The sequence below is a fragment of the Streptomyces litchfieldiae genome (genome assembly GCF_031845365.1).
Lineage (GTDB): Bacteria > Actinomycetota > Actinomycetes > Streptomycetales > Streptomycetaceae > Streptomyces > Streptomyces litchfieldiae.
This window is the reverse complement of sequence record NZ_JAVREL010000004.1, coordinates 223,020-246,910: the sequence shown is the minus strand read 5'-3', so window position 1 is coordinate 246,910 and position 23,891 is coordinate 223,020. Positions and strand designations below refer to the sequence as shown.

Here is a 23,891-nt window from a genome sequence, read left to right as displayed (position 1 = left end):
CCTCATTCCGTCATGGACACCATAGGCGCCAGCCTCGGCGTGCTCATCGCCGCGCTGCTGATCATCCTCATCGCCGTCCTGTTCATCCTCAGCCGGCTCTTCCGCAAGGTGGAGCAGGGCAAGGCGCTCATCATCTCCAAGGTCCGCAAGGTCGACGTGACCTTCACCGGTGCCGTGGTGCTGCCCGTGCTCCACAAGGCCGAGACGATGGACATCTCGGTCAAGGCCATCGAGATCGGCCGCACCGGCAAGGAGGGCCTGATCTGCCGCGACAACATCCGGGCCGACATCCGCATCTCGTTCTTCGTCCGGGTCAACAAGACCGTCTCCGACGTCATCAAGGTCGCCCAGGCCATCGGAACGCAGCGCGCCAGCGACCGGGCCACGCTCCAGGAGCTGTTCAACGCGAAGTTCTCCGAGGCGCTCAAGACCGTCGGCAAGCAGCTCGACTTCGCCGACCTCTACACCAAGCGCGAGGAGTTCCGCGACCGGATCATCGCCGTCATCGGCACCGACCTCAACGGCTACAGCCTGGAGGACGCGGCCATCGACTACCTGGAGCAGACTCCGCTTTCGCACCTCGACAAGAACAACATCCTCGACGCCCAGGGCATCCGCAAGATCACCGAGCTGACCGCCGCGCAGAACGTCCGCACCAACGAGTTCCGGCGCAGCGAGGAGAAGGAGATCACCCGGCAGAACGTCGACGCCCGGGAGGCCGTGCTCGAACTCGAACGCCGCCAGGCCGACGCCGAGATCAAGCAGCAGCGCGAGATCGAGACCACCCGCGCCCGCGAGGAGGCCGAGACCGCCCGCATCCAGGCCGAGGAGCGGCTGCGTTCCCAGACCGCCCACATCAAGACCGAGGAACAGCTCGGCGTCCAGAACGAGAACCGCGAACGCGAGATCGTCGTCGCCCGCCTCAACCGCGACCGCGTCGTCGCCGTCGAGAAGGAGCGCATCGAGAAGGACCGGCTGCTCGAAGTCATCGCGCGCGACCGCGAGACCGAGCTGCGCAGTATCGCCAAGGACAAGGAGGTCGAGGGCGAGAAGCGCGAGATAGCCGACGTCGTCCGGGAGCGCATCGCGGTGGAGAAGACCGTCGCGCAGCAGGAGGAGGAGATCAAGAAGCTGCGCACCGTCGAGGAGGCCGAGCGCGGCCGGCAGGCCGTGATCATCGCCGCCGAGGCCGAGGCCCAGGAGCGGCTGGTCAAGGACATCAAGGCCGCCGAGGCCGCGGAGGCCGCCGCCGAGCACAAGGCCCGCGAGGCCCTGACCCTGGCCGAGGCCCGCCGCAAGGCCGCCGACCTCGACGCGCAGGCCGCCATCCGCCTCGCCGAGGGCAAGCGCGCCGACGTCGCCGCCGAGGGCCTGGCCGAGGCCGAGGTCCAGGAGCGGATGGCCGACGCCATCGCCCGCACCCGGCACGCCGAGGCCGAGGCCACCAAGGAGATGGGCCTGGCCGAGGCCGAGGCGCTGCGGGAGAAGATGACGGCCGAGGCCACCGGTATCCAGGAGAAGGCCGGCGCCATGGCCGCCCTGGACGCCGCGAGCCGCGACCACGAGGAGTACCGGCTGCGCCTGGAGGCCGAGAAGGAGATCCGGATCGCCGGCATCGACGTCCAGCGGCAGATCGCCGAGGCACAGGCCGCGGTCGTCGGCGCGGGCCTGGAGAACGCCCGCATCGACATCGTCGGCGGCGACTCCGTCTTCTTCGACCGGCTGGTCGGCGCGATCTCCGCGGGCAAGGGCGTGGACGCCTTCGTCGAACGCTCCGAGCACGTCCGGACCATGGCCGGGCCCTGGCTGGACAAGAACGGCTCCACCTTCACCAAGGACCTCGCCGCGCTGCTCGGCGGGCTGGGCACGGGCGGCCTGCGCGACCTCACCGTCGCCGGGCTGCTCACCTCGCTGATCGCCCGCGGCGGCGACCGGGGCGGCCAGCTCGGCAGCCTGCTGGAGACGGTCACCGCGCAGGGGCTGGGCGACCTGCGGCTGACCGAGCTGAGCGGCGCGGGCAGCGGCACCAATTCCGTCTCGCTGCACAAGTAGCGGCGTTTCACAACGAGCGGATACCGGGCTGGGGGGAACGAGCGACGTGACCGACACCACTGAATCGACCGGCGCGACGAGGGCCGGTGACCCGGCGGATCTGGCCGGGACAAGCCTTGACAGCGGCAGTTACGAGGTCTTGCGCGACCGGATGACGGCCGCCGCGCGCGACCTCGCCGACCGCGCCCGGGCGCTCAACGCCCGCCGCGTCGAGACGTTCGGCGGCAGCGACCTCGAACTCGTCGCCACCGACCGGCTGCGCACCGAGGAGCCGGCCACACCCGCCGACCTGGTGCAGGTCGGCGGCGCCCTGCTCGCCGGCCACCACCCGCTCACCGGCCCGGACACGCTCACCCTCCACCACAGAACCGGCGACACCCTGACCCCGGCACCGCCCGACGCGGTGCCGGGGCTGCTGGACGACCCCGCGTTCACCCGCGACCTGGTCGACCTCTACCGCTACTTCCGGCAGGCCCGGCTGCGCCGGCTGCGTGTCACCGGCGGGCTGCTGCTGGCCGTGTTCGCCACCGGCGAGGCGGCCACCGACATCCGCGTCCTGCGCTGGCGCCTGCACCCCGACGGCCGCCCCGAATACCTCGACGCCAAGGGCGAACGCGACCATCTGCGGCCCGCGCCCGAGGACATCACCTGGGTGCCCGCCGGCCGCGAGCACCACGTCACCGGCACCCACCCCCATATCGCCGTCCAGGACACGCTCTACGTCAGCACCGTCGGCGGCTTCCTCGCCATCAAGACCGAGAACGACACCACCACCCCCGACGGCATCCACCGCGAGCCGGTCGAGGAGCCCCTCCAGTCGCTCGCCGACGCGCAGGTCGCGCACGCCCGCGTCGGCCCTCTGATCCTGCTGCGCGTCCTCCCCTACAACGAGGCCGCGCCCCGCCACCTCGTCCACAACACCCGCACCGGGGAAGTCGTCCGCATCGACGCCATCGGGCAGGCGTGCCACGCCCTCCCCGACGACCAGGGCCTCATCTTCCCCGGCGGCTACTACCTGGCCGCCGCCCCCGCCGGCTCGGCCGCCCGCACCTTCGACACCGACACCCGGGGCCTGGCCCGGGACGGCGTCATCCGCTCGCCCAACGGCGAGGACCTGCTGTACGTCTTCCGCGACCCGGCCGGCGGCCGGGCCCTGCTGCTCCCCTACAACCTCATCCGAAAGGAGGTCGCCGCCCCGCTCACCGCGTACGGCTTCGCCCTCTTCGACGACGGCACCCTCGCCCTGGGCCGCGCCGAGACCAGCGAGCCCGCCCGCGTCCACCCCGTGCAGCTCTGGCGCACCCCGTTCGTCTCCGAGGCGCACGCCGCCGCCCAGCCGCCAGCCGCCGGGCCGCTGGCCCGCATCGGCAACGCCGAGCTGGTGCGCGGCATCTCCGACGCGTTCACCGTCGCCCGGCTCGCCACCGACCTCGAACCCGACACCGCCGTCTTCGAGGCCGTCGTCGCCGCCTGCGACCGGCTCACCGACCAGCACCCCTGGCTGCGCATGGCCGGCGCCGCCGCCCTGCACGAACCCGTCGCCACCCTGCGCGCCACCGCCACCCAGGTCATCGACGAGTACGAACGCGTCCGCGGGCTGCGCCGGCAGGCCGCGGACGCCGTCGCCCAGGCCGACGCCGACGTCACCGCCCTGCTGCGCCGCGCCCGCGGCGAGGCCCACCGGACCGCCGACGACTGGGTCGCGCTCCTCACCGAACTGCGCCGTGCCCAGGGCCACGCCGAGACGCTGCGCGGCCTGCGGCACGCCGACACGGACGCCATCGACGCCATCGCCGGCCGGCTGGCCGAGGCCCTGACCGCCACCGGCCGCCGCGCCGTCGCGTTCCTCTCCCGCCCCGAGGCGTTCGACGACACCCACGCCGCCGTCGCGCGCCTGGCCGAACGCGCCGCCGCCGTGGACAGCGTGGCGCACGCCGAGCCGCTGGCCGCCGAGATCGACGGACAGGCCGAGGCCCTGCGCACCGTCACCGACGTCATCGGCGGCCTCGACATCGCCGACGCCACCGTCCGCACCGCCCTCCTCACCCGCATCGGCGAGGTCATGGGCGCCGTCAACCGCGCCCGCGCGATCCTCGACGGCCGCCGCCGCGAGCTGGGCGAGAGCGAGGGCCGCGCCGAGTTCGTCGCCGAACTGGCGCTCCTCGGCCAGGCCGTCGTCGCCTCCCTCGCCGCCGCCTCCACCCCCGAGGAGTGCGACGAACACCTCGGCCGGCTCCTCCTCCACCTGGAGAGCCTCACCGCGCGCTTCGGCACCACCGACGACTTCCTCGACCAACTCACCCGGCGGCGCGAGGAGATCCACGAGACCTTCGCCGCCCGCAAGCAGGCCGGGCTCGACGAACGCGCCCACCACGCCCGGCGGCTGGCCGCCTCCGCCGACCGGCTGCTGGCCACCGTCACCCGCCGCGCCACCTCCCTGGCCGACCTCGACACCCAGGACGCCGTCAACGCCTACTTCGCCGCCGACCCCCTGGTCGCCCGCGTCCGCGCCACCGCCGCCGAACTGCGCCGCATCGGCGAGACCGTACCCGCCGACGAGCTCGACGGCCGGCTGGCCGCCGCCCGCCAGGAGGCCGGCCGCGCGCTGCGCGACCGCGCCGAGATGTTCGCCCCGGACGGCACCGTCCGGCTGGGCCGCCACCACTTCTCCGTGACTCGGCAGCCACTCGACCTCACGCTGATCCCCGACGGCGCCGGACTCGCGTTCGCCATCACCGGCACCGACTACCGCGCCCCCGTCCACGACCCCGAACTCGCCGCCGCCCGCGCCTTCCGCGACCAGCCGCTGCCGTCCGAGTCGCCCGACGTCTACCGCGCCGAACACCTCGCCGCCACCGTGCTGCCCACCGCGCTCGCCGGCGACGACCCCGCCGCCCCCGCCGACCCGGCCCGGATCGCCGAACTCGTCCGCCGCGCCGCCGAGTCCGCCCACGACGAGGGCTACGACCGCGGCGTCCACGACGCCGACGCCACCGCCATACTCACCGCGCTGCTGCGCCTGGCGCGCGGCGCCGGCCCGCTCCGCTTCCCGCCCGCGGCCCGTGCTGCCGCCCAGCTCCTGTGGGCGCACGGCACCGGCCCCGCCCGGCGCGCCGCCTGGACCACCCGGGCCGTCTCACTCGCCCGCGCCCGCGCCACGTTCGGCGGCGACCACGCCGACCCCGGTGCCACCGCCGCCCTCGCGGCCGAACTCACCGAGGCCGCCGACGAGTTCCTCACCACCGCCGCCGAGGCCGGTGGCGGCGGCACGCTGCCCCGGCCGGTCACCCCCGCCGTCGGCGACTACCTCGTCGAGGAACTGGCCCACGGAGGCCCGGTATTCGCCGCCGGCGCCGCCGCCCGCGCCCTGCTCGACGACTTCCGGGCCGCCCTCGGACCCACCGGCGTCAAGGAGCTGGCCCAGGAGACGGCCGCCCTCGGCGGCGACCTCGCCGCCCGCCACGAGCTCCTGCACGCCTGGCTCGGCGCGTTCGCCGAGGCCACCGGCCGCGACACCACCGACCTGCCCGAGGCCGTCGCCCTCGACCTGTGCGCCGGCGTCCTGGACCACCGGCCCCTCGACGCACCCCTGACCGCCACCGCCACCGGCCTGCTGGGCACCCACCCCCGGCTCACCGACGGCGAACTGACCATCCGGCTCGACGAGTTCCTCACCCGCACCACCGAGTTCCGCGCAGTTCGCGTGCCCGCCCACCGCGCGTACACCCGGCGCCGCAACGCCCTCCTGGACGCCGAACGCGAACGCCTGCGGCTGGCCGCGTTCCGCCCCCGCGTCATGCCCGCCTTCGTCCGCAACCGCCTCCTCGACGAGGTCTATCTGCCGCTCGTCGGCGACAACTTCGCCAAACAGCTCGGCGCCGCCGGCACCACCCGCCGCACCGACAGCCAGGGCCTGCTACTCCTGCTGTCCCCGCCCGGCTACGGGAAGACCACGCTGATGGAATACGTCGCCGCCCGGCTCGGCCTTGTCTTCGTCAAGGTCGACGGCCCCGCGCTCGGCCACGGCACCACCTCGCTGGACCCGGCCGCCGCGCCCGACGCCGCCGCCCGCCGCGAGGTCGAGAAGATCAACTTCGCGCTGGAGATGGGCAACAACGTCCTACTCCACCTCGACGACATCCAGCACACCTCGCCCGAACTGCTCCAGCGCTTCATCCCGCTGTGCGACGCCCAGCGCCGCGTCGACGGCGTCCGCACCGGGAACGGCGAGCCCGTCACCCACGACCTGCGCGGCAAGCGCTTCGCCGTCTCCATGGCGGGCAACCCGTTCACCGAGTCCGGCACCCGCTTCGCCCTGCCCGACATGCTCGCCAACCGCGCCGACGTCTGGAACCTCGGCGACGTCCTCACCGGCCGCGAGGACCTGTTCGCCCTCAGCCACATCGAGAACGCCCTCACCTCGCACCCCGTCCTCGCTTCGCTCGCCGCCCGCGACCCCGCCGACACCGACCTGCTGGTCCGCCTCGCCGAGGGCGACCCCACCGCCACCGCCGACCGGCTGCGCCACCCCTACGCCCCCGCCGAACTCGACCAGATCCTGGCCGTCCTCGGAAAGCTGCTGCGCGTCCGGCGCACCACCCTCGCCGTCAACGCCGCCTACATCGCCTCCGCCGGCCAGGACGATGTCACCCGCACCGAGCCGCCGTTCCGCCTCCAGGGCTCCTACCGCGACACCAACAAGCTCGCCGAACGCGTCTCCCCGGTGATGAACGATGCCGAACTCGAAGCCGTCATCGACGACCACTACCTGGCCGAGGCCCAGACCCTGACGACCGCCGCCGAGGCGAATCTCCTGAAACTCGCCGAGTTGCGCGGCCGGCTCACGACCGAGCAGGCCGCGCGCTGGGCCGAGATCAAACGCGCCTGGCTCGCCGGCCGCCGCCGGTGAGGCGGCCCCGGCGGCCGGCCCCGCACCAAATCTTCGCCATATCCTTACGTGGAGAATCCGGGGCTTTCCCGGCGCTCCGGCGCCCGGATTGCCATGAAACGCCGGAAGGGCGGCGCCGGGCGCGCGATGGTTCGCGCGCGCCGGCACCGCCCTTCGGCGAATGCGAGGGGTCAGCCCCGGATGGCGGACTCCAGGCCGGTGTCCGTCTCCTCCATGGCGTCGGCGGCCGTCTTCAGGAACTGGCCCATGCCCTGGAGGCCCTCGAGGACCTTCTTGGCACCCTGGGTGAACTCCCGGTACGACTCGTCGAAGGCACGCGAGGACCTGGAGGTCACGTACCCGTCCGACACCAGACCATCGATGTAGGACTGAAGCTCCTCCAGCTTCGCGTCCATGGTCTCGTACTCGGAGATGAGCCGGTCGCCGGCCTCTCGCATCTGGTCATATGTCACTTGGATGTCGGCCATGACGGATCCCCTCCTCGGTGGGGCGGAGGGCCGGTCCCCCCGCTTTCATTCCGGATGGTGGTGCGTGGCCTGGGTGCTCCGGCTGGGGGCCACGACCACTCAGACTACGTCCGCTGAACACAAGACGATACCCCCGGTCAAGTGGGCGTCCCGTGAACCTCGGTGACACCAAGGACGCCAGTTCCCACCGGGTGGTTGCAACGACTTTCCGGGAACGTCCGAGCCGCTGCCCAGCACCCGTTGTCACACTCACGCAAGATGCGATTATGGTCATGTCCAGCGAAGAACATTGCGGTGTGCCAACGGGAGGATGAGCGTGCGCCTGACCCTGACAATCGTCGACCCGGTCGGGGGTCACAGTGCCGACACGGTGATCGACGCCGCCCCCGAGACACAAATCGGCGACCTCGCCCACGAGTTCGCCGGCCTCGTCGGCAGCCAGTACAGCCAGCAGGCCGCCATGGCCGGCCAGGGCTACGGCGGAGAGGCGCCGGTCTCCCCGCACCTCTTCGTGACCGGCGAGTACGTGGACCCCAGTCTCACCCTGGCCCAGTCCCCGCTGCGCGAGGGCAGCGTGGTCAGCCTGCACAACCCCAGCGGCTGCTGGCCCGGCGAGCCCAGCGGCATCGTCGAGTTCCGCGTCGTGGGCGGCCCGGGCGCCGGCGCCGTGCACCGGCTGGGCGTCGGCCGCGTCGAGATCGGCACCGGCCAGCAGAACCACATCCGCATCGACGACGGCTCGCTGCCCGAGCGCGCGCTGACGCTCCGCGTCGCCGCCGACGGCACCTGCAAGGTCACCGTCTACAGCGAGATGCAGCCGTATCTCGACGGTGAGCCGTTCACCCACACCGAGGGCGACCGCGCCGACTGGAAGCTCGGCAAGCAGCTCGCCGTCGGCGACTCCCTCTTCGAACTGACTCCGTACTTCCCGCCGGACGCGGCGCTGAAGGTCTCCGAGGACGGCGGCGGCCTCGACTTCAACCGGCCGCCCCGCCTGCTGCCGCCCGAGCGGCAGACCGCGTTCATCCTGCCCAAGCCGCCCGGCGAGCGCGAACGGCGCCCGCTGCCCTGGCTGATGGCGCTCCTGCCCCTCGTCGGCGCCGTGGTCATGGTGACCATCACCGGCCGCTATCTGTTCCTGGCGATGGCCTTCATGAGCCCCGTCATGATGTTGTCCAACTACTTCATGGACAAGAAGCGGGGCCGCATATCCCACGCCAAGAAGGTCGAGGAGTACCACGAGCGCAAGACCCGGATCGAGAAGGACGCCCGGGACGCGCTCATCGCCGAACGGTTCGCCCGCCGCCACGCCGCGCCCGACCCGGCCACCGTTCTCACTCAGGCCACCGGCCCGCGCACCCGGCTGTGGGAGCGCCGCCGCACCGACGACGACCACCTGCTCATCCGCGTCGGCACCGCGGAGCTCGACTCCGAGGTCGTGCTGACCGACCCCGAGCAGGACGAGCACAAGCGGCAGGTGTTCTGGAAGATCGCCGACGCTCCCGTCACCCTGCCGCTAGGCAACCTCGGTGTCATCGGCTTCGCCGGCCAGGGCGACACCGCCCGGGCCCTCGCCCGCTGGGCCGTGGCCCAGATCGCCGTGCTGGAGAGCCCGGTCGACGTCCAGTTCTTCCTGCTCACCGACGGCTCCGGCCAGTACAGTTGGGACTGGATGCGCTGGCTGCCGCACTCCCGGCCCTCCGCCGAGCACGAGATCAACGCCCTCGTGGGCAACGACGCCGAGACCATCGGCGCCCGCATCGCCGAGCTCACCCAGCTCCTCGACGCCCGCCAGAAGGCCGCCAAGGAGGCCCGCGCGCAGAAGGCGACGTTCAAGGACCCCGACATCGTCGTCGTCTTCGACGGCTCCCGCCGCATCCGCTCGCTGCCCGGCGTGATCCGCCTGCTCCGCGAGGGACCGGCCTCCTCCATCTACGCCCTCTGCCTCGACGACGAGGAGCGCTTCCTGCCCGGCGAGTGCCAGGCCGTCGTCATCGCCGAGCCCAACCCGGAGCGCGCCGGCGCACACGGCGGCGCCGCCCGCAACCCCGGCTACGCCACCGGCTTCCACACCTTCCTCGCCGTCCCCGGCGCGGGCCAGATGGCCGCCGGCGGCGCCCAGACCGTCATCGCCGACCGGCTGCGCGTCGAGCAGACCGGCGCCTGGCGCATCCGGGGCGTCCGCCCCGACTGGGTCCGGCCCGAGTGGGCGGAGCTGCTGTCCCGTTCGCTCTCCCCGATCCGCGACATCAGCGGTGAGTCCGAGGACGCGGCGCTGCCGTCGTCCAGCCGCCTGCTCGACGTCATCGAGATGGAGCCGCCGTCCCCGGGCGCGATCGCCGCCCGCTGGCGGCTCGGCGGCCAGTCCACCGAGGCCGTGATCGGCGAGTCCTACGACGGCGCGTTCGCCATCGACATGCGCCGCGACGGCCCGCACGGCCTGATCGCCGGTACCACCGGTTCCGGTAAGTCGGAGCTGCTCCAGACGATCGTCGCCTCGCTCGCGGTGGCCAACACCCCCGAGAACATGACGTTTGTCCTCGTCGACTACAAGGGCGGCTCGGCGTTCAAGGACTGTGTGCAACTCCCGCACACCGTCGGCATGGTCACCGACCTCGACAACCACCTCGTGGAACGCGCCCTCGCCTCCCTCGGCGCCGAGCTCACGCGCCGCGAGCACATCCTGGCCGAGGTCGGCGCCAAGGACATCGAGGACTACCAGGACCTGATGCGCCGCCAGCCGGGACGGCTCCAGTCGATGCCCCGACTGCTGATCGTCATCGACGAGTTCGCCTCGATGGTCCGCGAACTGCCCGACTTCGTTAAGGGCCTGGTCAACATCGCCCAGCGAGGCCGGTCCCTCGGCATCCACCTGCTGCTGGCCACCCAGCGCCCCAGCGGCGTGGTCTCCCCGGAGATCCGCGCCAACACCAACCTCCGCATCGCGCTGCGCGTGACCGACGCCAGCGAGTCGTCCGACGTCATCAACGCGCCCGACGCCGGCCTCATCGCCAAGTCCACGCCCGGCCGCGCGTTCGTCCGGCTCGGCGCCTCCTCCCTGGTGCCGTTCCAGTCCGGCCGCGTCGGCGGCCGGCGGCCCGGCGCCGTCGACCCGACCGTCGCCCGGCCCTGGACCGCCCGCATCGACTGGAACGACCTGGGCCGCGCCCAGCTCAAGCGCCCGAAGGGGGCCAAGTCCGAGGAGGAGGAGATCACCGACCTCAAGGTCCTGGTCGACTCCATCATCGAGGCCGACCGGCAGCTCGGCTTCGCCAAGCAGCACAGCCCCTGGCTGCCCGCGCTGCCGGAGCAGGTGCTGCTGCGCGACCTGGAGCACCCCGTTCCGCTCGGTCAACTGCCCGCCGCCCCCTGGGGCGTCGAGGACCTGCCGGAGCAGCAGGCGCGGCGGTCGGTCTCGATCGACTTCAAGACCTTCGGCCACATGATCGTCGGCGGCGCGGCCCGCAGCGGCCGCTCCCAGTTGCTGCGCACCATGGCCGGCTCGCTGTCCTGGATCCACTCCACGGCCGATGTGCACATCTACGGCATCGACTGCGGCAACGGCGCGCTCAACGCGCTGGCCAAGCTGCCCAACTGCGGCGCGATCGTCAACCGCAACCAGACCGAGCGCGTGCGGCGCCTCATCCGCCGGCTGCGCCAGGAGCTGGACCGGCGCCAGGAGGTGCTGGGCGAGAGCGCGCTGGCCGACATCGGCGAGCAGCGGGCCGCTGCCGCCCCCGATGACCGGCTGCCGCACATCGTCGTGCTGCTCGACCGCTGGGAGGGCTGGGTCAGCACCCTGGGCGAGATCGACCACGGCGCGCTGACCGACGAGCTGTACGTCATCCTCCGCGAGGGCGCCAGCGTCGGCATCCACCTCGTCATCACCGGCGACCGCTCGGTGCTCTCCGGCCGGATCTCCGCGCTGACCGAGGAGCGCTACACGCTGCGCCTGTCGGACCGCAGCGACTACTCCAACATCGGCATGCCGGCCCGCAAGGTGCCGGAGGAGATCGCCGACGGCCGCATGTTCCGCAACCAGGTGCTCACCGAGATCCAGGTCGCGGTGCTCGCCGAGGAGCTGTCGGGCCAGGCGCAGGCGGCGGCGCTGACCGCCATCGGCGACTGGGCCACCCAGCGCGACCAGGCGGTCCCGCGCGCCAAGCGGCCGTTCCGCGTCGACGTCCTGCCCAGCCGGCTCACGTTCGCCGACGCCTGGGAGATGCGCGACCCGGAGGCGTCGGAGTCCCGCCTGTGGGGCCTCATCGGCGTCGGCGGCGACGAACTGATGGGCTACGGCCCCGACCTGGGCCAGGGCACCCCGGCGTTCATCGTCGCGGGCCCGGCCAAGTCCGGCCGTTCCACGGTGCTGACGATGCTGGCCCGGTCCTACCTGGCCCAGGGCGTCCGGGTGGTCATCGCGGCCCCCCGCCCCTCGCCGCTGCGCGAACTGGCCGGCCAGCCGGGCGTGGTCCAGGTCTTCACCGGCGACGACATCACCGAGGCGGAGGTCCGCGAGGCGATGGGCACCTCGTCGCCGGAGAACCCGATCGTCTTCCTGATCGACGACGGCGAGGACCTGCGGCGCTGCGACGGCGGTGACGAGCTGAAGAACATCATCACGAAGGGCACCGAACTCGGCCGCTACCTGATCCTGGGCGGCGACGAGGGCGACATCTGCGGCGGCTTCTCCGGCTGGCAGGTGGACGCGAAGAAGGCACGCCGCGGCGTGCTGCTGTCGCCCTCCACCCACCGCCACGGCGAACTGATCGGCGCGAAGCTGCCGCGCAGCGCGGCCAGCGAACAGCCGACCCCCGGCCGGGCGATCCTCCACCTGGGCGACGGCACCCCCTTCACGGTGACGACGCCGGCTCCCTGAGGTCTCACCGGCCCACGGCAGAACGGGCGCCCCGCTCCGGCGGGGCGCCCGTCGCGTTCGGCGCCGAATGCCCTCAGCAGCTCTGGAAGAAGAACTCGGCGTTCTTGCCGTCCGGCGAGAGGAACAGGTAACCGACCCCGGTGTCACCGAAGTTGACCTCGAACGGCAGTTGGCAGGAGTCGAGCTGGGCGACGAGCTGCCAGCCCTCGCCCGGCAGGTCGTCGCCCTGCAACCAGACCGGCAGCACATCGGGGCCGCCGAGCTGGTTCATCCGGATGCTGCCCGCGGCGTCTTTCTGGCGCTCTCGTAGCAGCTCCTCCAGCCGCTCCTCCCGGTCGTCCTCGTCCTCGTCCTCGGCCGGCTCCAACTCCCGCTCGACATCGGAGAAGTCGACCTCCTCCGCCACCCGGAGCAGGTGGACCCGGTCCAGGTCGGTCGGCCCGGTGGCCGCCGCCCGTGTCTCGAAGGACTCAGTGACCCGCCCGCCCGGCTGGACGACGGTGGCGTGTTCACCCGAGAACCCGATGTCGAACAGGTACACCATCCGGTCCCCGTCCGCCGCCGCCACCCGGAACTGCCCCATGAACGAGGCGAGCTCGTTCTCATACGGGTTGACCGGCCACTGCGGCTCCGCCAGCCAGTGCGGCTGGCCGCCCAGCCTGGTGCCGTCCGTGACGGCTGCCTCGGCGTCACTCGCCGGGTGGTAGGACGTGAAGCGGTACCGCATAGGGATCCCCCGTTGTCGTCTGACCTGCTGTGCTGCCGCACAAGTTATCGCCCGCCACCGACAGCCGGGCCCGCCCCTTGTCCAGTGGCACCCGGGGGTGCCCGACCGGACTTCTCGCCGCGCGGCGAGGGAGAGTGGGACCCGGTGGCGGCGTCTGACCGCCGCTCGTCAGGCTCTTCTCGCCCTTGCCGGCGACCGGTGTGTCCGGGCGGGCTTTGGCGGAGAGCCGCCGGCGGAGGCAGGTGGCAGCGCGCTGTGGAACTATCGACCAGCCATCGCGGGCGCTGTTACTGGCGACGGCACCCCCTTCGCGGTGACGACACCGGCTCCCTGACGGAGACGACTGAACGACGGAGCGGGCTCCCCCGGTTGGGGGCGCCCGCTCCGTCGTTGTGTGGGACGGTGCTTGTGGTCACCGTCGTCCTCATGGCGCAGGAGGGGGATCTCAGCCCGCCCGTCGCCTGCTCACGCCTGATTCGTGTTCCGCCGGTGGGCACGATCTCCAGGACATTGACTGTCCATCGCACATCGCAGTTCGGGCACTTCTCGATGTACCGGTGCGTCCGCAGCCGCTCCGTCTCGTCGTCGAAGAACGGCGTTCCGGGCGTGGCCATCACCACGCGGGACGAGGCACCGCACGCCTGACACCGGATGCTGGTCGCCTGGGCCGGCAGTGCTCCGGAGAATTCCTCCTTGCCGGCGGCTCCGGCGGCCACGCTCTGATCGAGCGCGTTCAGATCCGCTCCGTTCGACCAGTGGAGATAGAGCATCTGAGCCGGGCGCCCGGGAAAGAACCGGACGACGATGCGTCGCAGCCTTTCGTGATCGGCCAGTAGTTCATCCTCTTCGGGCACGAGACGTGCGACGGACTCAGCCCCTGAGACGCGTGCTCCGCGGGGGTAATAGCGGACGGACCAGTCGGCCAGGGGCAGGTTCAGCCATTCCATGGGGTCACCTCGATCATGTTGCGCACAAGAACCTCGGCTTCCCCTGCTCCGTCGATGTTCTGGGAGACGACGTCGCCTGGCGACACCTGTGCCTGGTAAATCTGCCCGCCATTGGCGAAGTTGCGGGCGACCTCCGGGTCCGTCGTAAAGGAGATCAGGGATCGATCACCGAATTACCTGCGCGGCTCTTGGCCAAATTCCCCGTAGGCTTGGGCGAGTGTGCGCCTTGTCGGCAGCGGGCATTGTCGGACCTGGCGGGCATTCTGTCGCCCATGGATGTGATCGAGACCCGGCCGCTGCGCGACCGGTATGAATTGCAGCGGTGCTGGGCAAGGGCTTCGACCTGATCGGGCCGGTTGTTCCTCGGCTGCGGTACCGGCTTGTCGGTACCGCAGCGGCGTGCTTGCACGGCGTCGACCTCCCGGTGGGCCATGTGGACCTGCTCTTCGCCCGGCGCTGGCGTATCTGCCGTGCGTGGCCGCGCCGCGATGGATCGAGGTGTCCCGGCTGTACTACGCCTGTTACAGCCTCGACGGCGTCGGGTTCAGCTTCAGCACACTGGAACAGGACTGCGACGAGGACGGATGGGAGAGCAAGGGCCCCGGCCCCTGGCAGCACTACGTCACCGTCGACTGCGACGGTCACCGCATCGACTGCGTGAGCCTGGAGCTGCGGCTGACCACGGAGTTCCTCCGCGACCGCCCCGACCGGTACCACCACCTGCTGGACCACCTCCGCACGCACGGTGCGGACCTCGAACTCCTGCGGAAGAGCCTGACCGTACGCGGGATCCCCGAACGCCTCGCGCGCCTGACCCGGGGACTTCACGCAGCGGGCAAACCATAGATCGAGGCATTCGCGACGACCTTTACGAGTTCGTGCACGAGCTCGTTATACGGCAGTTTGAAGGACTTCTCGAAGTTGCTCGCCTGCCGGGACCATTCGAACGGATTGGTATACGGTCTGCGCACGGGCATGCGTCAAGCCCTTGCGGTAGGAGGGGGGCAACTGGCCGAATGCCTCTGCTGCGACACGAGCGGCCTCGTCCCATTCTCCGTCGGTGGCGAGGCAGGAGGCGCGGTCAATGGCGACCAAGGCGCGTGTCATCACACTTGGGCTCTTGGAGAGAGCGAGGGCGCGCTCCTGTTGTTCGTATGCACGTCGTGTTTCTCCCAGGAGAGTAAGTGCCTGTGAGAGGTGAACATGATGCTTCTGCTCGGGGTATCCGAACCATGTGTGGGCACGCTGGTCGGGGGAGAGCCGCATCACTATCTGTTCGGCTTCGCCAACGGCGGTCAAGGCCTGGTCCCGGTTGCCGCTGGCCGCGTAGGCACGGGCTGCCACGGCACAGGCCAGTGCTCCCGCTGCAGACGGCCGACCGTGTGACAGGGCACGGGAGCGTTCGGCGAGAGCGGCTGCGAATGCCGGGGCTCCGAAGTTCAACGGAACCATTGCTTCCCTGGCCAGCACCCAGGAGCGCACATCGTCGTCGGCGCTTTCTTCGGCTGCCCGCTCTGCGCTGTGGAACCAGCGGGTGCTTTCTCGGTGCTCGCCGAGATCGTGCAGAACGATGGCTGCCATGCCCGCCATGCGGGAGATGATCCGGCATAGTTGAGTTCGGGCGGCGATGGTCTGGGAAGTAGCTAGCAGCGGCCTGAGTTCCGTTAGGTCCGCGACCAAATCTGACAAGACATGCGCGGGTGGGTTCCCGTTGTATCCGTGCCCGTGACGCTCGGCTGTGGACTCCCAAAATGCCAGACCTGCCGATGCCTTATCGCAGAGAGCCAAGTCGAGATCATTGCGCGCGGCGGTTAGGGCTGCGATGGCTGGACCGGTCATACCGGCGGCAAGAGCGCCGTGCAGGAGCGAACGGCGCTTCATCGGATCGTCTCCATTGTCGTGCTCCGTTGGGCCAGGGGGCGTCTCCCAGAGGCGCTGTGGATCCGGGTCCGTACCCGGGGTCAGCGAACCGGTGACTTGTTGGGGCGTGGAACCACGGTAACCGGAGACATCGTCGAAGACACGCGCCGTAGAGGGCCGTCCAGCATGGGAGCCGTCCGGCTGCGCACCGAGGCTGCCTGGAACGGAGGAAGGGCATGGCGCGGGCCACCGTGCGGCGGCGGCAGCGCGTTTCAGGTCGGGCAGGGGCACGTCTAACGCCACGGCGATGACCGGCAGCCACACCTCCGGGAAGCGTTTGCCGGTCTCCCACCGGCTGATCTCGTTCCGAGTGACGCTGTCCGTATGGGAGAGCTGGCACAGCCGCTCGGCGAGGTCGCGCTGACTCATGCCTGCTGCCCGGCGCAGCCGGGCGAGGTATAGCCCGAACTCCTGCCGCTCGTTCATCGCTGGCCCCCTCTCCGCCCCCCGGAGGAGACCGTTCTGGCTTCCCGTCAGGCCCCTCGTCGGGCTCCTGCCCGTGCGGTGCTGACGAGATTCGATAGTTCCCCCAGAGGAACGACAGAACCCCCGCGACCGATACGAGCGGTCCGACCACTTGATAGCTGAGAGGGGCAGGCAGCCGTGAGCAAGGCGAGTCATGGTCACCCGAACGTGGGCATGCTCATAAGAGATACGGCCAAAGATCGCGTCGGCATCTACATGGGCCAGGGCGGGCCGTTCGCCATGCTCCGCCCGGTCGGCGGGGGCAAGGAGTGGCAGGCACTTCCCGAGGATCTTCAGCGGGAGGTGTCCGCCTACCCCCGCCAGGCGGACGTTGAACAGCTACAGGCCGCGCATCGATACCACTTGGAGGAGTGCGGGACGTGCACCCGCGACGAACCGTGTGACATAGGGCGTGTGTTGAGCCTGGCGTGCGAAGAGGCCACACGCCCGCCCGAGCCCGCGTCGCAGGCCGGGGCGTCATTGACGGCGTCTACGGGGAAGACGGCCACGTCCGGGCGGGACAGGGCAGGCGACGAGGTGGACGCGTGGCCCCGCCCGCTTGGCCAGGGATGAGTCCCCGTGCTTTTCGGCCGCGCGGGAACCGGTGGCGCTCCGGTATTGCCAGCGACGCGGAGTGCCACCGACCGGGCCGGACATCGCCGACTTCCCTCACCCCCCCGCCGTCGCCCGCACGGGCCGGCCATCACCTGTGGGTCCTGCTTCCCTCCTTGGCCCTGGGCGGCGGCAGGGATCACCACTGTCCATCCGTTCCGACACCGGAGTGCCATCACCGTGACGCCTCACCCTCCGCACCGCATAGCCACCCCGTCAGCCGCCTCTCTCCTGGTTTCGATCGAGGTCGACGCCCGGACCGTGCGGCGCGGGGACCAACTGATGGTTGGCGGCCAGGAGTTCACCGTCAGCGACATGACCGCGCTGGGCCCGGGCCGCAAGCGCCTGACGTTCACCACCGGGGAAATCTTTACGATGAATCCCACGACTGTGCTGTGGGCTGCCCGCCGGATCGATCCCCGTCTGCACAGGTGGATGCGGCGTTGAGCTGTGGTTTCGTCCACGTGCTGGGCTGCATGGGGCGGGGCTCGTTTCCGTCTCCACACGGAAGTTGACGTTTGCCATGCCCAGGTTCGTGCGTCATAAGCGTTCACGTTCGTCTGCCGGTGGTCCCCCAGCCCGGCCAGGGAGCCACGACGGTTGACGGTGATCCGGACCCCCGAGGTGGAGCGAAACGTCGCCTTGCCGCCATCCCAGGCGATGTCCATGAAGGGATTGGTCTCCGGGAAGTGCATCACCCAATCGAGGGTCCCGTCCTTCCGCGTGCAGGCGAGGAAGCCCTCCGAACCGTGGAAGCCGTCACCGCAGCACAGGACGCGGTCGCTGTCCGCCAGGGGCAGCTTCCGCGTCACGCGATCGACGTCACCCGCCCCGGGTCGGCCCGCAGTTCGGCGTCGAGGTCGAAGGGTTCCAAGAACGCCACGCCTGCGTCGGAGGCAGGTGCCAGCTCAGTCGCCACCGATGTCCCCGAGGCCAGATACAGCCCGTCCTTGATGGGCAGTTGCTCTTCCGCCCAGAGCGAGACGATGGCACTCACCGCCGGCCTCCTGGACACTGCACCACCGGCCGCTCCGACAGTCCGGTCTCGGGCACCACGCCGCCCCCTCCCCGAGCATCTCCGAGACGGGCGAGACGGCCTGCCGCAGAGCGAGCATCGAGGGAGCGTCGCCCGCCTCCCGGGCCTCGAAGGTCGTCGGCTGCCCCACCAGGACGGATGGCTCCACGTCCAGCGCGGGCCAGCGCGCTCAGCGTGGACAAACGAGCGGTCTGCCGCTGCCCTTGCTCCAGCTTGCGGACGACATCCACGGAAACCCGTTGCCGCTACTCAGGTCGGTGCTCTCTGGGTTACTGGGTGGCTTTGAGTGCTTCCAGTCGGTGATGGCCGTGCTCTTGGGCGCGCCGGCGAAGTCGGCCGATGAGGTGGGTGTCCGGGGTGGTGTCGGCTCGTGGGCCGGACAGCTCTGCGAGGTCGTGGATCTGTTCGTCGGCTTCGGCGAGGTAGTGGCGACCGGTGTGTTCGGGCTGGCTTTGGAGGAGGGCGGCGAGGTCGACGGGGGCGGTGGGGTCGAAGGGGTTTTCGGCGTTGTCGATGATGTCGGCGAAGCCGAGGAAGCTGTTGGACGCGTGTCGGGCGTCGTCGGGGGTCGCCGTTGGGGTGAGGAGGACGCTGGCTGTCTGGAGGCAGAGGACGGCTTCGAAGGCGAAGCGCAGGATGCCGCCGGGGCCGCTGTCGGTGGCGAACTCGGGGAGGCGCGTGGTCCAGTCGCGGACCTCGCGCTCAAGGTCGTCGCAGGGCTGGTCGAGTTGCCACAGCCGATCCAGGCGGGATAGGTAGAAGTCGCGATCGGCCACACGTCCTGGTTGTGTGCTGATGACCCGGAAATAGCAGGCCGCGGTGCGTTCGACGCCGGCGGCGGCGAAGAGGCGGAGTGCCGCCGACGGGGCGGTGGTGGCGAAGGTGGCGGCTTCGGCCTGGATGTCTGCCATTCGAAGGTTTCTCAGTCGGTCCCGCGCAAGGGGCCGAAATGGGAAGGTGTCTTGTGATGGCCATGGTCCTCGTGCCACGAACAATTCGCGGCATGTACGTATCCTTCGCCGTCATTGAGCAGATAGAGAAACCCATAGGAAGGAAAATTGTCGGCAAGTATCTCGCTTGCTTCCTCCGGGTCGGCCTGATGGACAGAGAGCGAGTCGAAGCTGGATTTCAACTTCATCAGAGAGACATCCGAAAAAGCGATATCAATCCGCGTCTCGTACTGTTGCGGATGGTAACTCCTGAGGAGTAGCACCGAGTGGCTCACCGCATACTGCCAAACCTGGAATTTCCTTGGCCACTTCGCGATCTCTCTCAACGTCTGCGTCCTTCCGGTGGTCTGGGCCACTCCGACGGCTCGGGGACGGACACGCGCTGCCCATTCTCGTAGAAAGTGATGCTATCCCAGGTTCGACTTTCACGCCGCACAGATTCTCCGACATGGTACATCTCGCGCTCGGTGGCGTACCAGTTGTCCCCCATGCCTTCTTCGTAAGCATTCATGAAACGCTGAGACGGTGTCTCGCCACGGAAGCCGTCCATGACGACGTGTAGACGAACATTGGGATTATGCGCGGCCGCCCGCACTTCTGCCTCCCATGTTGTCAGGTCGTCCAGGTAATGAGTGAAATTGTTTCGGTCCGCGAACTCTCGCAGCCCATGCTCGCGAATGCCCAGCGCGACATCGTTGGGGCATGGCGTCAGCCCCAATGGATCGGACCACGAGTGGGGATTGTGAACGTAAGTGTACGGATTGGGCGCCGGGGCGAGGCCGAGTGGGTCGGAGGAGAGGTAGCGAGCCGTTTCAGGGTCGTAGTAACGGAAGTAGTTGTAGTGCAGCCCGGTTTCGAGGTCGTGGTACTGGCCAGGAAAACGGAGGGGCGTGTAGGCGGTGCTGTCGGTGCGCCAGCTCGTGACTCCCCAGAGCGTTCTGCGAGCGCGCCAGGCGATGGTGCCGGACTCGTCGGCGAGTTCCGTTGGGGTGCCGACGATATCGGTGACGATGGCGAAGAAGCGGGAGTCGATCTCCTCCTGGGTCGCGTTGTTCAGGCGCCGTTCGGTCTGTGCGACCGGACGCAGGCCGTCGTGGTCCCAGGTGAGGGTGACCGGGTGCGGGAAATCCGGGGCGGTGGTGGTCTGTTCAGTGACGGTTGAGCCGTCCCAGGTGAAATGGGTCTCCGCCAGCACCGTCGTCCCGTCGGGTGCCATGCGTTGTTTGGCGATGCGTCGGCCGAGAGGGTCGTAGCGGTAGCGCCAGAGGGTGCCATCGGGAGTGGTCACCGAGGTGAGGCGGTCCTCCGCGTCCCAGGTGTAGCGCCATGTCTCCGGCTTCCGCGAAAGACGGGTCTTGCGTCGGACGACGATGCGGCCCGCGCCGTCGTATTCGTATCGCATGGTGCGGGCGCCGGTGAGGCGGGTGCCGGTGTAGACGCGGTCGTCCCGTTCCTGGCCGGGCCAGGAAGCGCTGGCCTGGTTGCCACTGGAGTCGTAGGCGTAGCTTTCCGTCCAGTCGCTGGCGCTGACTTCGGTCACTCGGCCGGAGGTGTCAAGAGCGAATTCGGTATGGCCGAGCAGCGGATCGTCGATGCCGGTCAGGTGTCCGTCGGGGCGGTACGTGTACGCGCGGCGCTGGAGAAGGCCGCCTTCCGTTGTCGACAGCGACTGTTCGGTGACCCGTCCCGTGCTGCCCCAGAGCTGGGTCAGCGCGAGGTCGCCCACCTGGCGCGAGATTTCGTGGCCAGCATCGTCGTAGCCCGAGGTGAGCGTGCGACCGGAGGTGGTGACCGAGATTCGGCGACCGGCCGCGTCATAGCCGTAGGTGGCGCGGGCGCCCGTAGGGGTCGTGCGGCTGACGCGGCGGCCAGCGGCGTCGTAGCCCGAGGTGAGCGTCCGGCCGTTGACCGTTTCGGCGGTGATCCGGCCCGCCGCGTCCCGCTCCCGGACGAGCTCGTAGTCGGCGTTCACGGCACGCAGCAGGTTGCCCAGCGGGTCATGCTCGAACGTGGTCACCGCTCCGGCCACGCCGACGGCGGTGATGCGGTCCAGCGGGTCATGGCGGTAAGTGACGGTCTCGCCCAGGGGATTTGTGCGTGCCACCATGCGGCCGGCCGCGTCGTGCTCGTAGGTCACCCGGCGACCGTCGAAGTCCCTCTCGGCCACGATCCGCCCGGCAGCGTCGTATTCGTACTCCCATGACAGACCTTGTTCGTTGGTGACCTTGGTCAGCCGAAGGGACGTATCGTGCTCGAATTCGTATCGCTGTTCGCCCGGCCCGTTCTGGGCAGTGAGCAGGTCGAAGTGGCTGTAGGTGTAGGTCGTGCTGATGCCGTTGGCGTCGGTATGGCTGGTGCGATTGCCCTCGCCGTCGTAGGTCCACGAGCGTTCGGCGCCGTCCGGTCCGGTCGCGCGGGCGATTCGGCCCTCAACGGTCCACTGGAGGTGGGTCGTTGCTCCCAGAGGGTCGACGATGGTGCTCACGCGGCCGAACGCGTCGCGTTTCCGGACGAAGCGATGACCCAGTGGGTCGGTCAGCGTGATGGGCAGGCCGGAGTCGTCGCAATCCACTCGTGTGCTGGCGCCGAGAGGATCGGTGACGGACGCGAGGTTGCCCCGCGAGTCGAAGGCGTAGTAGGTGGTGGCCCCCGTTGGGTCCGTGATGCGGGTGCAGTTGCCGCGTTTGTCGTATGAGCGCCGCCAGGTCGATCCGTCGGGGAGGGTGATGCGGGTCGGGAGGGCGAGGGCGTTGTAGGCGTAGTGGGTCGTTCCGCCGTCGGGCAGGGTGACAGTCACCGGCTGTCCCGCCGCGTTGCGCTCGATGCGGGTGGTGTTGCCCAGCGGGTCCGTCCAAGCGGCGATGTTGTGGCGCTCGTCGTACTCGGTGCGCGTCACGCTTCCGAGCGGGTCGATCTCGGCGACGACTTCCAACGCGTCGTTGACCACGAATTGGGTCTCGATGCCCTCTGGCGAAGTGTGCTTGGTGACCCGCATCCCCGGCCAGTCGGCGTGGGTGGCCTCGTAGTCGAGGACGAATGTCAGATGTCCCGCCTCACCGCCCTGCGCCACGCAGCGGTCCCGGTCGTCGTGGGTGTAGCTGTAGCCATGGCCGTTGGTGTCCGTCCAGCCGGTGATGCGATTACCCCGGTCGTAGGTGAATCGCAGGGGAAGACCGGACGAGTTGGTGACCTCGGTCAGATTTCCGGCCGTGTAGCCGTACGTCTTGATGGTGACGTCCGAGCCGTCCTCGGCACCGCCCGCGAGGACGAGGGCGGTGACGCGACCGAAGTCGGTCTGGATCTTGAGGTGGTAGCCGCCGGAGTGGCGGACGGCGGTGGGGGCACCGTAGGAGTCGTAGTCGAAGTGGATGGCGTTGTCGTTGCGGTCGCTGAGCCGGAGCAGCAGCGCCAGACCACTGGAGTTGGGGCGGGAGAAGTGACGGATGTGGCCCGTGACCGGGTCGGTGACCGTGTAGCCGTCGTCCTCCGGCAGGCGCGTGAGCGGCCAGCGGGGGCCGGAGTCGGGCAGGACGGGGTTCTCATCCCGGTGGGGGTAGGTGAGGAGCATGCCGTCCTCGGTGACGAGGACGATGCCCTCCTCGTCGATCTCCAGGCGCTGGTCGAGGGAGGAGGCCCAGGTCGGGCCGAACCAGAAGCCGGCGGTGTAGCCCGATTCGGCGCGGCGGGTGATGGTGAGAGGGAGCGTGCCGGGCAGGCCACGTCGGTCTGGGGGAGGAACATGTGGCCGGTGGCCATGTCCACGGGGTCCGTGTCGCCCCGGCGGACAAGGCTGCGGACGCGGTCGTAGGTGCCCTGGGCGGCGTTGCTGAGGGTGTCCCGGGCGCTGCCGGCCGCGCGGCGGAGGCTGCCGGCCATGCCGCGCAGCCCGCCGCGGGCGAGGGCGGTGAAGCCCGCGGCGAGTCCGCCGAGTGTGGTGAGGCCTCGGCCGCCCGGTATGCAGTCGAGCGCTGCGAAGGCCACGTCCAGCAGACCGGCCTGGCCTCTGGCGTATCTCATCAGAGTGTCGGCGAGGACGACGGCGGCGGCGGCGACGACGATCCAGACGAGGGGGCCGCCGATGATCATGGCTGCGATACCGACGATGGCGACGACCAGTTTGCAGATGTCGACGATGGTGTCCCAGTTCTCGGTGACCCAGTTGACGGCGTCCTCCCACCAACTGCGGTTCTGGATACCGGCGTCGGAGGCGGCGTCGATGTCCCTCGCGCACTCCCGGGCGGCCTCCTCGCGCAACTCCCGCGCCTGGCCTGCCAGCTCCCGGGCGGCGGCGAGGCGCTGCTCGGCCGCGTCCACGCGGGACTGGGCGGCTCCGGCGGCGGCTTCGGCGGCCTGGTGGTCGCGCACCGCGTCGCGGACCGCCTGCTCATCCGGCGGTTCGGGGGCGTCGTCTTCGTCCTGGAGGCGTTCGGCTTCGTCCCCGGCCCGCGAGACCCAGTCCTGCGCGTCGCCCAACTCCGACTGGGCTGCGCGCAGGTCGTCCTGGGCGGCGATCGCGCTCTCCAGAGCACGGTCGGCCATGCCCTGCGCGTTCTCCAGCCTGGGCCAGTAACGCGCCAGCGCGTCCGCCGCCATGTCATACGACGTCCGGAGCTTGGTCAGATTCTCCGGAACCCCGTCGAACTCCGCACGGAACGCGTCCGCCGACAATCCGGACCAGTCGGCGATGGCGCGGTCGGAGGCCATGCCCCGGATCTTGCCGAGGGCTTCTCCCACGTCGTCGGCGAACTCCTGGAGGTCCTCGGCCAGTTCCCGGATCTCCTCCGGGTTGCCCGGAGTCGGATCGGAGTCCATGTCCACCGGACTCCAGTCGGACGCACGCGCCACAACAACCACCCCCGCAGGGGAAGTTACCGGCAGGGCGCAAGCGGTCGCAATGGGTATCCGACGGCGGAGCGCGGGGGTGGGG

General features: G+C 70.2%; 12 protein-coding genes and 4 pseudogenes. 6 read left to right on the top strand and 10 right to left on the bottom strand.

Translation table 11 applies throughout. From position 1 onward, the window contains the following. Positions 1–12: 12 nt before the first annotated feature. A complete protein-coding gene (locus tag RM590_RS09830) occupies positions 13–2,052 on the top strand; it encodes an SPFH domain-containing protein (protein WP_311704044.1) in 2,040 nt (679 codons plus the stop codon). 46 nt (positions 2,053–2,098) lie between these two features. After that, on the top strand, positions 2,099–6,961 hold the full coding sequence (locus RM590_RS09825; protein WP_394813835.1) for a DNA repair ATPase: 4,863 nt from the start codon (positions 2,099–2,101) through the stop codon (positions 6,959–6,961). A gap of 170 nt (positions 6,962–7,131) precedes the next feature. Here RM590_RS09825 and RM590_RS09820 read toward each other — a convergent pair whose 3' ends face one another. Then, positions 7,132–7,428 carry a WXG100 family type VII secretion target gene (locus RM590_RS09820; protein ID WP_311704043.1) on the bottom strand — a complete coding sequence of 99 codons (297 nt, stop codon included), beginning with the start codon at positions 7,426–7,428 and terminating at the stop codon, positions 7,132–7,134. Positions 7,429–7,744: 316 nt separating this feature from the next. Here RM590_RS09820 and RM590_RS09815 point away from each other — a divergent pair, with 316 nt between their 5' ends. Continuing rightward, positions 7,745–12,307 carry an FtsK/SpoIIIE domain-containing protein gene (locus RM590_RS09815; protein WP_311704042.1) on the top strand — a complete coding sequence of 1,521 codons (4,563 nt, stop codon included), beginning with the start codon at positions 7,745–7,747 and terminating at the stop codon, positions 12,305–12,307. 73 nt (positions 12,308–12,380) lie between these two features. Here the strand turns inward: RM590_RS09815 and RM590_RS09810 are convergent, their stop codons facing one another. Next, positions 12,381–13,034, bottom strand: a complete 654-nt coding sequence (locus RM590_RS09810) for a YwqG family protein (protein ID WP_311704041.1) — start codon at positions 13,032–13,034, stop codon at positions 12,381–12,383. A 115-nt stretch (positions 13,035–13,149) separates the two neighbouring features. On the opposite strand from RM590_RS09810, the pseudogene RM590_RS36000 reads away from it, so the two are divergent. Further along, a pseudogene (locus RM590_RS36000) lies at positions 13,150–13,254 on the top strand (IS5/IS1182 family transposase); the annotation flags it as partial. A gap of 67 nt (positions 13,255–13,321) precedes the next feature. Here RM590_RS36000 and RM590_RS09805 read toward each other — a convergent pair. Continuing rightward, entirely contained in the window at positions 13,322–13,981 is a 660-nt protein-coding gene (locus RM590_RS09805; RefSeq protein ID WP_311704040.1) for a hypothetical protein, read from the bottom strand. 474 nt (positions 13,982–14,455) lie between these two features. Between RM590_RS09805 and RM590_RS09800 the strand changes: the two genes are divergently transcribed. Then, positions 14,456–14,827 (top strand): hypothetical protein, encoded by a 372-nt coding sequence (locus RM590_RS09800; RefSeq protein WP_311704039.1) that lies wholly within the window; start codon positions 14,456–14,458, stop codon positions 14,825–14,827. A 45-nt stretch (positions 14,828–14,872) separates the two neighbouring features. On the opposite strand, the gene RM590_RS09795 is transcribed toward RM590_RS09800, so the two are convergent. After that, the gene (locus RM590_RS09795) at positions 14,873–16,327 is read right to left on the bottom strand and encodes a helix-turn-helix domain-containing protein (RefSeq protein WP_311704038.1); all 1,455 of its coding nucleotides are present in this window, start codon (positions 16,325–16,327) and stop codon (positions 14,873–14,875) included. Positions 16,328–17,260: 933 nt separating this feature from the next. Here RM590_RS09795 and RM590_RS09790 point away from each other — a divergent pair. Then, on the top strand, positions 17,261–17,425 hold the full coding sequence (locus RM590_RS09790; protein WP_311704037.1) for a hypothetical protein: 165 nt from the start codon (positions 17,261–17,263) through the stop codon (positions 17,423–17,425). 361 nt (positions 17,426–17,786) lie between these two features. On the opposite strand, the gene RM590_RS09785 is transcribed toward RM590_RS09790, so the two are convergent. The 6 genes and pseudogenes from RM590_RS09785 to RM590_RS35990 form a co-directional block, all read right to left on the bottom strand. Continuing rightward, entirely contained in the window at positions 17,787–17,975 is a 189-nt protein-coding gene (locus RM590_RS09785) for a hypothetical protein (RefSeq protein WP_311704036.1), read from the bottom strand. Positions 17,976–18,283: 308 nt separating this feature from the next. Beyond that, positions 18,284–18,925: a hypothetical protein gene (locus RM590_RS09775; RefSeq protein ID WP_311704035.1), complete on the bottom strand. Its 642-nt coding sequence runs from the start codon at positions 18,923–18,925 to the stop codon at positions 18,284–18,286. 11 nt (positions 18,926–18,936) lie between these two features. Beyond that, the gene (locus RM590_RS09770) at positions 18,937–19,290 is read right to left on the bottom strand and encodes a hypothetical protein (RefSeq protein ID WP_311704034.1); all 354 of its coding nucleotides are present in this window, start codon (positions 19,288–19,290) and stop codon (positions 18,937–18,939) included. After that, positions 19,287–21,185: pseudogene (locus tag RM590_RS36220) on the bottom strand (RHS repeat-associated core domain-containing protein); the annotation flags it as partial. The gene RM590_RS09770 and the pseudogene RM590_RS36220, both read right to left, overlap by 4 nt. 1,392 nt (positions 21,186–22,577) lie before the next feature. Then, positions 22,578–23,141: pseudogene (locus RM590_RS35995) on the bottom strand (hypothetical protein); the annotation flags it as partial. A gap of 35 nt (positions 23,142–23,176) precedes the next feature. Further along, a pseudogene (locus tag RM590_RS35990) lies at positions 23,177–23,776 on the bottom strand (putative T7SS-secreted protein); the annotation flags it as partial. Positions 23,777–23,891 lie beyond the last annotated feature (115 nt).

Excerpts from the sequence above, each read along its gene's own strand:
- RM590_RS09830 (WP_311704044.1), top strand. The coding sequence starts at position 13 with ATGGACACCATAGGCGCCAGCCTCGGCGTGCTCATCGCCGCGCTGCTG.
- RM590_RS09820 (WP_311704043.1), bottom strand. The coding sequence starts at position 7,428 with ATGGCCGACATCCAAGTGACATATGACCAGATGCGAGAGGCCGGCGAC.
- RM590_RS09810 (WP_311704041.1), bottom strand. The coding sequence starts at position 13,034 with ATGCGGTACCGCTTCACGTCCTACCACCCGGCGAGTGACGCCGAGGCA.
- RM590_RS09805 (WP_311704040.1), bottom strand. The coding sequence starts at position 13,981 with ATGGAATGGCTGAACCTGCCCCTGGCCGACTGGTCCGTCCGCTATTAC.
- RM590_RS09795 (WP_311704038.1), bottom strand. The coding sequence starts at position 16,327 with ATGAACGAGCGGCAGGAGTTCGGGCTATACCTCGCCCGGCTGCGCCGG.
- RM590_RS09790 (WP_311704037.1), top strand. The coding sequence starts at position 17,261 with ATGGTTGGCGGCCAGGAGTTCACCGTCAGCGACATGACCGCGCTGGGC.
- RM590_RS09775 (WP_311704035.1), bottom strand. The coding sequence starts at position 18,925 with ATGGCAGACATCCAGGCCGAAGCCGCCACCTTCGCCACCACCGCCCCG.